The sequence below is a fragment of the Kitasatospora sp. NPDC048545 genome, from assembly GCF_040651155.1.
GTDB lineage: Bacteria > Actinomycetota > Actinomycetes > Streptomycetales > Streptomycetaceae > Kitasatospora.
Genome location: NZ_JBEZIQ010000066.1, coordinates 1 through 11,067, shown reverse-complemented (window position 1 = coordinate 11,067; position 11,067 = coordinate 1). Strand labels below are relative to the sequence as shown.

7 protein-coding genes are annotated in these 11,067 nt (G+C 75.4%); 1 reads left to right on the top strand and 6 read right to left on the bottom strand.

Translation table 11 applies throughout. From position 1 onward, the window contains the following. Nucleotides 1–91 precede the first annotated feature (91 nt). The 6 genes from AB0D10_RS39105 to AB0D10_RS39080 all read right to left on the bottom strand — a co-directional run bounded on the left by AB0D10_RS39105 (nucleotide 92) and on the right by AB0D10_RS39080 (nucleotide 9,454). Nucleotides 92–2,485: a vWA domain-containing protein gene (locus AB0D10_RS39105; protein WP_360265497.1), complete on the bottom strand. Its 2,394-nt coding sequence runs from the start codon at nucleotides 2,483–2,485 to the stop codon at nucleotides 92–94. 88 nt (nucleotides 2,486–2,573) lie between these two features. Beyond that, nucleotides 2,574–3,179, bottom strand: a complete 606-nt coding sequence (locus tag AB0D10_RS39100) for a Pycsar system effector family protein (protein ID WP_360265494.1) — start codon at nucleotides 3,177–3,179, stop codon at nucleotides 2,574–2,576. Between the two features lie 4 nt (nucleotides 3,180–3,183). Then, on the bottom strand, nucleotides 3,184–4,842 hold the full coding sequence (locus AB0D10_RS39095; protein WP_360265491.1) for a hypothetical protein: 1,659 nt from the start codon (nucleotides 4,840–4,842) through the stop codon (nucleotides 3,184–3,186). Continuing rightward, nucleotides 4,839–7,778, bottom strand: coding sequence for a hypothetical protein (locus AB0D10_RS39090; RefSeq protein ID WP_360265488.1), 2,940 nt, complete (start codon nucleotides 7,776–7,778; stop codon nucleotides 4,839–4,841). Before AB0D10_RS39090 ends, AB0D10_RS39095 begins: the two co-directional genes overlap by 4 nt. Then, a complete protein-coding gene (locus tag AB0D10_RS39085) occupies nucleotides 7,771–8,655 on the bottom strand; it encodes a hypothetical protein (RefSeq protein ID WP_360265486.1) in 885 nt (294 codons plus the stop codon). Before AB0D10_RS39085 ends, AB0D10_RS39090 begins: the two co-directional genes overlap by 8 nt. 43 nt (nucleotides 8,656–8,698) lie before the next feature. Beyond that, nucleotides 8,699–9,454: a Crp/Fnr family transcriptional regulator gene (locus tag AB0D10_RS39080; RefSeq protein ID WP_360265483.1), complete on the bottom strand. Its 756-nt coding sequence runs from the start codon at nucleotides 9,452–9,454 to the stop codon at nucleotides 8,699–8,701. A 532-nt stretch (nucleotides 9,455–9,986) separates the two neighbouring features. Here AB0D10_RS39080 and AB0D10_RS39075 point away from each other — a divergent pair. Further along, a complete protein-coding gene (locus AB0D10_RS39075) occupies nucleotides 9,987–11,024 on the top strand; it encodes a DNA cytosine methyltransferase (RefSeq protein WP_360265480.1) in 1,038 nt (345 codons plus the stop codon). The last annotated feature ends 43 nt before the right edge of the window (nucleotides 11,025–11,067 follow it).

Sequence of the window (11,067 nt, the reverse complement as noted above, 5' to 3'; positions counted from 1 at the left end):
GCGCGGTGCGGCCGGCTCGGGTGTCGGGTGGGACGAGATGGGCGTGGGTCGCGGGGTGGGCGTGGGTCGCGGTGAGGAGCAGCGGTTCGGGTCACAGGAGGTCGTTCGGCGGGGTGGTCCGCTCGGTCCGGCCCGGCCGGCTGCCGGACGCCGGTGGCGGCGTGCCCGGGCCGGGGCGGCGGCTCGCGCCGAGCGTCAGGCTCAGGCCGTCGGCGAGCTCCACCGGGGTGCCCGCGCCCAGCCGGTGGCGGGTGCGGCGGCGGACCTCCAGTACCGCGCCGCCGTCCTGGCTGCGCTGGACCCGGTACGTCCCGCCGGGCCGGCGGACGAGGCGCGGGTGCGGGCCGCCGACGCCGCTGACCTCGAACCCGTACCAGCCGCCGGACCCGCCGTCGGCGGTGAGCTTCCCGAGCTCCCGGCCGCGGCCGTCCAGCAGGACCAGCTCCAGCCCGGCCGGGGACGTCCCGGTCTTCCTGGCCCGGAACAGGACCAGCAGCGCCAGCACGGCGACCACCACGAGGATGCCGAGCAGCAGGAGGGCCCACCACCACTCGTCCAGGAAGCTGGGCGGTGGCGTGACGGTGACGGACAGCGGGCTGTCGGCGACCACCCGGTCGCGGTCGGAGGTGTCGACGACGGAGACCTTGCCGCCCACGGTGACGCCGTCGTGGCCGAGCAGGCGGCCGAACGCCTTGGCGTCGCCGGCGGTCAGCGTGATGCCGACGCTGCGGGACTCCTTGGGCGCCAGCGTGATCGAGTCCGGGGACAGCGTCAGCAGGCCGGGCGCGACGTCGGTCACGGCCGGGTGCAGGATGTGCGGCGCCGTGTCGTCGTTGCGCAGGTTCAGGGTGCCCTTGAGGGTGTCCCCGGGGTGGACGCGGTGGTCGCCGTCCAGCGAGAAGGCCGCGGTGACCAGCGGCACCGCGGGGGAGACCACCGAGCTGAACGGGCGGTTCTGGTCGGCGGCGAGGCCGGAGGCGGACAGGGTGCTGGACGCCGTGATCCGGCCGGTGGCACCGGCGGGGACGGTGACGGCGCCGGTGAACGTGGCGTCACCGGCCTTGGCGTCCGGGGCCGCACCGTCGTCGGCCAGGTCGACCCGGACGGCGGGGAAGCCCTCGCCCTCCAGGACGGAGGTGACGGCGAGGTCCTTGAGGTCCTGCTGGTCGGTGATCGCCAGGCCCTTGCGGGTCTGCAGCTTGACCGTCACCGTGGCCTTCTCGCCGGCCCGCGGCGACGGCGGGGTCAGGCTGATCGAGCTGTTCAGGGCGCCGCGCCAGAGCACGCTGACGCTGGCCAGCTGGGACCGGTGGCCCTCGGGAGCGTCCAGGTGGACCCTCCACTGGCCCGGCATGGGGTCGGTGATGCGCAGCGACTCGATGGCCTTGTCCCGCCCGGAGAACTCGAACGTCGAGTCCGGGTCGGACCCGGCGCCGGTGATCGGGCGTCCGCTCGGGTCGAAGTAGGTCGCGGTCACCGCCGGGTCGCCCTTGTCGACCACGATGCTGCCGACGGTGGCGAGCGGGGAGATCCGCACCGGCAGGTCGGCCGGCGGGCGGCCGGTCTGCACCCCCTCGCTCCGCAGGCAGTGGGCGGCGGCGAAGGCGGCCTCCAGTGCGGCGCCGACCTGGCCCGAGTCCTTCACCACCGAGGCGCGGGGCTTGGCACCCGGGAGGCTGACGCAGCCCTCCTGGAAGCCGCCGGCGGCCATCCGGTCCAGTGCGGCCTGGTCGGGCTCCGCGCCGAAGCCGAGCGGCCAGACCTGGATGCCGGCGGCCTTGGCGGCGGCCAGCGCCGCGGTCAGGGCCTCCTCGCCGGCGGCCGCCCGGTGGCCCGGATCGCCGTACGCGGGGCTGTCCTTGACGTCCAGCTTGCCGTCGGTGAGGACGAACAGCACCCGGGGGACGGCGGGGTCGGTACCGGTGGTGAGCCGGCTGATGCCCTGCAGGACGGCGCTCGGGAAGTCGGTGCCCTGGCCCTCGGCGGGGGTGCGGCTGTGCAGCCCGGCGACGCAGACGCCGATCCGGTCGCGGCCGGCGGCGTCCAGGGCGGTCGGCGGACAGACCTCGTCCACCGGGTGCTGGCCCGGCTGGTCGGCGCTCGCGAAGCCGAAGATGCCGACCGTCGAGGCGTGGTGGACCTCGCCGAGGGCGATCCGGACGGCGGCCGCGCGCTCGCGTTCGAGGTCCTCGGGCTTGAGGCTGCCGGACTCGTCGACGGCGACGGCGTAGTCGACCGGGCCGATCGTCGCCGAGGGCGTTCCGGGCGCGCCGGCCGGTGCCCCGGACGGGGACGCCGAGGTGGGGGTGGGCGGCGGGGTGTCGGCGCCGGCCGGAGCGGCGGGCAGGCCGGTGGTCAACAGGGCCGCCGTGACGACGGCTGCGGCGCGTCCGAAGCCGCGCCGTGGCCGGCGGGGCCGGGATCGGGGCCGGGTCGCGGCCGTCGCGGCGCGCCTGCGGTGGGGCGCCAGGGACAGGTGGAGCACCGTCATCTCCTCCGGATCAGGGTGCGTGTTCCCGGCCGACCGGCATGGCCGGCCGGGAAATCGGCGGGTGGGGGCGGACCGGGTGGGCTCAGGCGAGCAGCACTCCGGCGGTGGTGAGGACGGCGCCGGGCGCCAGGCAACCGACGCCCCAGCGGATCCAGCGGTACTTGGCGGCCAGGATGGTGCTGACGTCGACGGCCTGGACGAGCAGCCAGCCGACCGGGTCGCGACCGGCCGCCGAGACCCGGTCGGCCAGTGCCGTCCGGCCCCCGGCGGGCAGCAGGTCGCCGAAGTAGGTGACGCCCTCGTGATCGCGCTGGGTGCCGGTGCGCGGCAGTATCGCCCGCACCAGCGCCACGGCTCCGGCCGCCCAGAACACGCCGCCGAGGACGAGCAGGACGGCGGCGAGCCCGGCCGGGCGGCCGTCCGGCCAGCTGCGGCCGAGCAGCAGGGCCGGGAGGCCGAGGGCGGCGGTGAGCAGGATCGAGGCCTTGGTGTCGGCCCGGCCTATGTCCTCGCGGACGGCGGCCAGCAGGCGGTCCGCGACGAAACGGGTCTCGTCGGGGGCGTCCGGGGGCTTGGGGGCGGTCGGGGAGACGGGGGCGGTGGGGGCGGGCCCGGGCGGGGTGGTGGACCCGGCGGCGGACACCGGCCGCGGGGTCGGTGGCGCGGGGGCGGCAGGGGTCTCGGTCATGGCGTCACCACCCCCGGACCGGGGACCAGGGGTGGTCGTCCCGGTCGTCGTGACCATCGTCGTCGCGGTCGTCGTGAGCGTCGCCGACCCGGTCGTTCCGTGTCCCGCCCGCGTACCGGTCGTCGCGGTCCTGGGCGCGGTCGAGGTCGCGGTCGAGGTCGAGGTCGCGGTCCTGGGCGCGGGCCGGTCCGGGGGCGCGGTCGTCGTCGCGGTCGGACCACTGCGCGCGGTCGTCCCGGGCCGCGCCGGGCTCCCAGTCGTCGAACGCCTCGCTCGGGCGCCGGCGCGGCCGGGCGTCGGCCGCGGCGCGCCGGGGCGGCTCCGGCTCGGTGTCCAACCAGGATGGCGTGTAGGGGCGTTGGATGAGGTCGGGGGCGCCGGCGGCGCGGTCCGTCCGGGGGGCGGAGCGGGGGGCGTCCCGGCGGTCGCCGTCGTCCCACCCGGTGCGCCGGGTGCGGTCGGCCGGGCCGTCGCGGTCGGGCCCGCTGTCGGGGTCGTCGTGCCGAGGGGCTTTCCGTCCGGTGCGGCGGTCGTCCCCGCGGTCGGTCCCGCCGTCGGTCCCGCGGTCGGTCCGGTCGGTCCGGTCGTAGCGCTCGGACCGTTCGCCCCGGCGGTCCTCGCGGCGGTCCTCGGTCCGGTGGTCACGGCGGTCGTCCGGATCGTCGTGGTGCCCGCCGGCCGGGAGTTCCCCGCGCCGGGGTGCGGACCGCACCGGCGGCCGGCCGAAGCTGCCCTCGACCCGGTACACCCCGGTGCCGAGCAGCTCGCGGACCTGGCTCTCCAACTCGGCGGACTGGATCACCCCCTTCTCGACCAGGTCCAGGGTGTGTTCGAGCAGTTCGCGCTTGTCCGCGCGGGCCTCCTGGCGCAGCAGCTCCATGAAGGCGCGGGCCTCGCCCGGGTTGTCGGCGAGCATGAAGCAGATCTGGCTCCACTCCCCGCCGTCGAGCATCACCCGGAACTTCTGCATCCTCAGCTGCAGCAGCTCGCCCGAGCGGTGTTCGCCAGTCAGGGAGTGCACGTGCTCGCGCTCGGCCATCGTCCCCCGGTGGTCGTCGTCCCGGACCTCCTCGGCGTGCGTGATGGTCTTGCGGTCGACGGCGAAGCGGACGAACAGCTCCGCGCTCAGCCCGAGGTCGTACCCCAGGTCGTCCCACTGGCCGTTGCGACAGGCGGCCTTGACGGAACGGTCGGCTTCGGCGGCGGCCGAGACGGGGTAGCCGGCGCAGATGCCCCGCAGACGCTCGGTGAGCGGGGCCCGCAGCCGGACGGCCACGTTGGTCACCTGCTCGTCCACCACCTTGAGGTAGTCGGTGGCCGTCCACTGGACGTCCACCTCGACCTCGAAGAAGGTGGTGCCGCCGGCCGCCGGCACCTGGAGCGACATCCGGGTGACGTGCGTGCCGCGCGCCACTTCGCAGACCGTCACCGGGCGGGCCAGGAAGGGGCGGTCGACGTGCTCGTTGCCCCTCGCGGTGACGACGCTGTGGCCGCCGTTGCGGTAGAAGACCACCAGTGCGACACCCGGTCCGGGCCGGCGGATGCCGGTCTCCGGGCGCGGGTACTCCTTCAGCAGCGGACCGGCGGGGTGCGTCGTCGCCGGCCCGGTCCCGCCGGGGGACTTCCGGGCGGGTGTCGGGGTGGGCTTGGGGGTGTCCGTCATCGTCCGTCCTCCTCCGGGTCCTGGTGGCGGTGGTCGCGGTGGTCGCGGGCGGACCTGTTCCGCTCCGGCCGGCTGTCGTTGTGGCGGCCGTTGTCCCGGTCGCGGTCGTCCCGGCGCCGGTCGTCCCGGTGGCCGCGTTCCGGGCGGGACCGGGCGACGAGCTCCTCCCGGCGGTCGTCGGGGGCGGGTCGGCCGCTGGTGGCGAGGTGCCAGAGCCGGCGGGCTGCGGTCTTGTCCAGCGGGTCGTCGGGGTCGTTCATCATCCGGCGCAACAGCCAGTCCAGGAGCTGTCGTTCGCGGTCCTCGGCGATCAGGTGGGGCAGCAGCGCGGCCAAGCCGCGCCGGGTGTCCGGCCCGTCCTCCGGTCCGCCGTCCTCCTCGGGGACGGCCCCGCGCAGCCAGTGCTCCAGGCAGTCGACGGCGGCCTCGTGCGAGCGCGGGGTGCGCAACGCCGTCCACATCAGGTCGGCCAAGGCCCCGGACCGGTCAGGGCGGGTCGCCGCGATGGCCAACGGCAGTGGCCAGTCGAGGAGTTCCGCGAGGTCGGGCGAGTCCTCGCCGTCCCACACCTCGCCGACCGTGGTCAGCGCCAGCCGCACGGTGGTGAGCAGGCCGAGGTCCTGGTAGGGCACCCGGCGGTCGGCCGTCCACTCGGCGATCCGGCGCAGCACCGCCCGGTCGTCGGGGCCGGACAGCAGCCGGACGGCGCTGTACGAGGCGAGCGGTGCCTGGTCGTCGTCCTCGTCGGCGCCGATCCGGGCGAGCCGGTCCAGTGCCTCCTCGACCGGGGCGATGCGGCCGAAGCCGAGCGCCATGGCGGCGGTCCAGCGCAGCCGGGCCGAGTCGGAGCCGGCCCAGTCGCGGACCAGGGCCCGGACGGTGGGCCGGTGGCTCTCGTGCCGGGCGGTCTGGTCGAGGACGGTGGCGGCGAACGCGCGCCGCTGGGTGGCGGGCGCGGTGGCCATCGGGCGGACCAGCTTCTCGTAGCCGGTGGCGAAGTCCCGGGCGCACAGCTCGCCGGAGGCCAGCGCTGCCCGCACCCAGACCTCGGGCCGCGGGTCGTCGGCGAGCAGCCGCATCCAGCGGACCACCGGTTCGCGGGCCGGGTGGTGGCGGTCCCAGACCTCGGCGAGGACTGCGGCGGGCAGCGCCGCGCCCCGGTAGCGGACGATCCGGGCCGGGGCGCCGATGCCTGCGGTCTCCACCTCGCCGGTGGTCAACTCGGCCCGCAGGAAAGCCAGATCGGAGGTCGGGTCGTCGCAGAACAGCGGTCGGGCGGGTGCGTTGGCCGGGTCACGGGCGATCGCGAGCTCCCAGGTGAGCAGGTGCGCGGCCTCCGCGACGGTGCTGTGTGCCGAACCGTTGAGGACGGCGAGGGCGATCCGCGACGCGGTCGGGTGCAGCACCGTGGCGGCCGAGCGTTCGCTGGTGTCCGTGGTGTCGGCGATCTCCCGGTCGGCGCCGGCGAACCACTCCTGGGCCTGCTGCGGGGCCAGGCTGGCGCAGCCGTCCAGCAGGTCCGCGCGGCCGAGCCGGCCCAGCACGTGGGCCGCGATCAGGTCGGCGAGCAGTTCGGCCTCGGCGGGCCGGAGATCCTCCAGGCCGACGGCGGCGCGCAGCTCGGGGTCGTCGGCGAGTTCCTCGGCGCGTGCGGACGTCCGGGCGCCGGGGCCCCGCCCGAACGTCTCCCGGTGGTCCGCGCCCGGGTCGTCCTCGAAGGCCCGGTCGGCCTCCTCCGCGAGCCGTTCGGCCAGCCGGGCGCGCAGCAGTTCCTCGGTGGGCGCGGGCGGGCAGATCAGCCCGTACCGCCCGGAGAGCAGCGGCGCCGCGGTGGGGCCGGCGGCGACCACCAGCACCGCGAAGGAGTCCCGGGCGGCCAGGGCGGCGGCGAGCGCGTCGAGTTCGAGCTCCTCGGGCGGCAGGGCCGGGCGGCCGCCGCCGGACGGGAGTTCCAGCAGGTAGCCGCGGTGCCGGTGCTCCTGTTCGCGCACCACGGCGGTCAGCCGGCTCACCGGGGTGTCCGGCGCGACCCGGGAGACCCGGGCGGGCGGCTCCTGGCCGCCGTCCGAGGAGGGCGTGTCCGTGGTGTCCGCCGTGCCCGCCGCGTCGTCCTCGGCCGGCTCGACGTCGGTCAGTTCGTCGAGCAGGGCCAGCGTGGTGCAGGTCCGGCCGGTGCCGGGGGCGGCGGCGAGCACCAGGACGTGCTGGTGGCGCAGGGCCCGCTGGAGGCCGACGTACCCGTCCGGTTCGCGGTAGATCCGGCGGACCCGTCGCAGTTCCGACTCCGGCACCGGGCCGCTGACCGCGCCGACCGCCTGCCGGCTGTCCAGGCGCAGGTGCACGTCGCCGATGTGGGCGCTGTGGAACACCGAGCGGTCGAAGAGGGTGTGGTCGCCGCCGACCTGGTAGGAGGAGCGGGCCGAACGGTGGGCGCGGGAGGTGGCGGCCATGCCGGTGGCGGCGCCGCCCTCCTCCTCCTGCTCGTCCAGCAGCCGGTCGCGGCTGCGCTCGCGGAAGCGGCCGGCGGCGCGCTCGTGCTCGGAACGCTCCTGCTCCTCGCGGTCGTGCTCGGGGCGGTCGTGCTCGGGGCGGTCGTGCTCGGGGCGGGCCGGTTCGTCCCGGTCGGGGCGGTTCGGCCCGTCCTCGGGGCGCCCCGGCTCCTCGCCGCCCGGCCGCTTCGGGTCGCGGTCGCGGTCGGCACGGTCGCTGTCCCGTTCACGGCCGGGGCGGTCGCGTTCACGCTCGGGGTGGCCGCGGTCGGCGCGGTCACGCTCGTCCCGCGCACGGTCCTCCCGCCCGGGCCTGTCGCCGCGTCCGCGGTCGTCCCGGCGGCGGACGTCCCGGGCACGGTCGTCCCGGGCACGGTCGTCCGGGCGGCGGGGTTCCTCGGTACGGCGTTCCGGGGCGGCGTCGGGTGCCCTGTGCAGTTCAGCCACGGCGGTCTCCCCCGGTGGTGCGGCCGATGTGGACCGGCGCGCGGTAGGTGTTGTCGCGGTGCACGGAGAAGTCCCCGCCGACGTTGACCGAGCCGGTGAGGCCGGTGAGGCCGGTGTCCGTTGCGCCGGCCTTCGCGTCGGCGCGGTGCGGTGGTGCGTCGCCGGGCGCCCCGCCGTCGGTGCCGCGATCGTCGGACGTCCCGCCGTTGGCCGGCTCCCCTGTGGTCGGCCCGTCGGCGGGCGGTTCGTCGTGGTCGGGCACCGGGGCGGGCCGCGGCCGGCCCGGAAGCCTGATCCAGGCGGGCACCTCGCCGTCCTTGAGCCGCAGCCGGGCGGGCGCGTAGTGCTCGGGGTCGACGAAGCGGCCGCCGTGGCGGACCACCTCCCGGTACAGCGAGTCGGAGACGACCACCACCAGGTCGGCACGGTCGCGTTCGAGCAACCGGCGTGCGGTGTCCGCGTCGGTGAGGCGGCAGGCGAGGTCCACGGCGTGGCCGCTGACCCCCTGGGAGTCGTGGGTGACCGGCCCGACGTGCAGGCCGATCCGCAGCCCGAGCGGCGTGCGCAGGTCGCGGTTCTCCTGGCGCAGCTGCTCGTGCACCTCGGTCACCCAGACGCCGATGATCCGCGCCGGCGGGACGGTCGAGGCGATGGTCGCCAGGACGCCGTCGCCGCGGTCCTCCCGGTGGACGACCCGGGCCGGCACCCCGGCCCGGGCGAAGGCCCGGTCCAGGACGGCGTACAGCTGCCGGCGCATCCGGGTCTTGCCCGGATCGTCGTAGGCGCCGGACCTCCGGACATCCACGCCCACCACCAGCTCGTACACCGCGTCGACTGCCTGGTCGTCCACGTTCTCCCCCATGGTTGTCTTCGACACGCCGTCAGGATCCGGCGCCGCACGCCGGGTTGTCTGTGGCGGTTTACACGCGCCGGGCGTTCGGTCCGGGCGCGCCTCCCGCGCGCCGCCGCGCCTCCGGGCGCTGGTCGTACGGCCCCCGGGCGAGCAGCAGCAGCGGCGCGGGGGCGAGGATCTCCACCTTCCGGGTGCCGGTGCGCACCAGCCCCTGGTCGCGCAGGAGCCGGAGCGCCTTGGCCACCGCCTCCCGGGTGGCGCCGACGGTGGCGGCGAGTTCGTCCTGGGCCAGGTGGACCACCGCGGCGACGTCGTCCCGGCCCGGCCGGGAGGTGGCGTCGGCGTGGGAGAGCTCGACCAGGCGGCGGGCGAGCCGCTGCACCACGGTGAGCGAGGCCAGAGCCGACCGCTCCCGGTCCGAGTCCCTTAGCCGGGAGGCGAGTTGGGTCATCACCTGACTGCCGACCCGGGGACTTTCGGCCAGGAACCGGCGGAACCCGTCGCCGGGGATCACCAGGGCCTCGACCGGGCCCAGCGCCTGGACCGTCGCACTGCGCGGACGCTGGTCCAACGCGGCCAGTTCGCCGATCAGTTCGCCCGGCCCGCGGAGTCCGAGGACGAGCCGGGTGGCTCCCCGGTCGATGGCCGTGAAGACCATCGACCAGCCGGTCAGGACCAGCAGGACGTGCGTCGAGCGGTCCCCTTCGGAGAGCAGGTGCTGCTCCGGTGCGAAGGTCCGCGGGGCTCCGAGTGAGGTGAGGGCTTCGAGGTCGTGGGCCGTGAGTGTTCGGGCGAACGGCAGGTCGCCGCCGAGCAGGCCCATGCCACCCCCTGGTGATCACCGACGGCCCTGGTCCGGTCTGACGTTGGGAGATCGTAGACCCGCCGGGGCCGGATTTTGGCCGAATTTCTCACAATGGAGGCGTTGTGGTGCCAGAGGGTCGGATGTGACTGGTGGGGCGTCTTCACATATACCCGCCGGGCCGCACTACGGGTGGTGATTTCGCAGGTCAGAAGGGGTTCTGTGGCGAACTCGGGGATTTTTCGGACACGATTCGGATATCTCTTGGCAACAGTGTGGTGTACACATTCGATGCGCCGGAGTGCGCCCCCGCGCGCGAATTCCGGCTGCGTGCGCCGTATCCGCTCCGGCGACCGGCGCACACGCTCCGGCTGCGCCGTCCCGCGAGTTCGGCCGTTTCCGCCGCGCGGCGGAAACGGGCGGTCACGGCGCGGGTGCGTGCGGACCCGCGTTCTCCGTGCCGTACGCATCCTGACCATCGACTCGTCCCATGGGGGATGCGATCATCGATGCCTCGGGGCGTCAGCCCTCGCCGAGTACCCGACGAGCGCAGATGGTGATCATGAAAGAGTCCGGTTCCGACCGTTTGAGCTGCCTCGCCGTGTGTGCGGGGGCGGGTGGTCTCGCACTCGGCCTCGAACAAGCCGGGTTCGATCCCGTACTGCTCCTGGACAACCGCCCCGTGGCCTGCGAGACGCTCCGGCTGAACCGCCCCGACTGGAAGGTCCTGGAGACCGACCTCCTCGACTTCGTTCCGGAGGAGCACCAGGAGGTCTACGACGTGGATCTCCTGGCTGCCGGCCTGCCCCGGGTGAAGGCGAGTGCCGCGGTGAGCCGGGAGGACAGCGACGAGGAACTCCGTCTGCTCGACGCCACCGTCATGCTCCTGCACGGTGTGCAACCACGCGCCCTGCTCGTCGAGAACGTCTCCGAGTTGGCCGTCAAACCCGAGTACCAGCCCATTCGCTCGGCAGTCGAGGCCGAGCTCGACCATCTCGGTTACGAGTACGACTGGTTCGTCGTCAACGCTAAGTGGCACGGCGTGCCCCAGGATCGCAAGCAGGGGGTCCTGGTCGCGCTGAAGGGTGGTGCCATGCGTGACTTCGTACCCCCGTCTCCGGGCGGTGAGCCGCCGTTGACGGTAGGGGAGGCGCTCGGCGAATCGATGGCCGCCCGCGGGTGGCCGCACGCCGCAGCCTGGGCCGATCAGGCCCGGGAGCCGGCCCCGACCCTGGTCGGGGGTTCCTGGAACCGAGGCGGGCCCGACCTGGGGCCGACCGGGTCGAAGCGTTCCTGGGCCCGCATGCGGGTCAACGGCGGGACCGTCGCCGACGAGGTCCCCGGTCCCGAGGACCGTTGGGACCCGTCTCCCGACGGCACGGACATGGTCAAGCTGACCGTCGAACAGGCGGCCCGGCTTCAGGGCTTCCCCGAAGACTGGTCCTTCGCCGGTGGGAAGACGGTCCGGTACCGGCAGGTGGGCCACGCATCGCCGCCCCCGGTGGCCCGGGCGCTCGGGCTCGCGATCCGGGCCGCGCTGGGCCGGCCCGCCCCCGCACTGCGGGACCGGCGGTGTGGGTTGGTGACATGACCGAGATCGACACCGGCGACGGCAGGCTCTACCTGGCCACGGT

Bases quoted from the DNA above. Each gene is read 5' to 3' on its own strand.
- AB0D10_RS39080 (WP_360265483.1), bottom strand. From the start codon at position 9,454: ATGGGCCTGCTCGGCGGCGACCTGCCGTTCGCCCGAACACTCACGGCC.
- AB0D10_RS39075 (WP_360265480.1), top strand. From the start codon at position 9,987: ATGGTGATCATGAAAGAGTCCGGTTCCGACCGTTTGAGCTGCCTCGCC.
- AB0D10_RS39095 (WP_360265491.1), bottom strand. From the start codon at position 4,842: ATGACGGACACCCCCAAGCCCACCCCGACACCCGCCCGGAAGTCCCCC.
- AB0D10_RS39100 (WP_360265494.1), bottom strand. From the start codon at position 3,179: ATGACCGAGACCCCTGCCGCCCCCGCGCCACCGACCCCGCGGCCGGTG.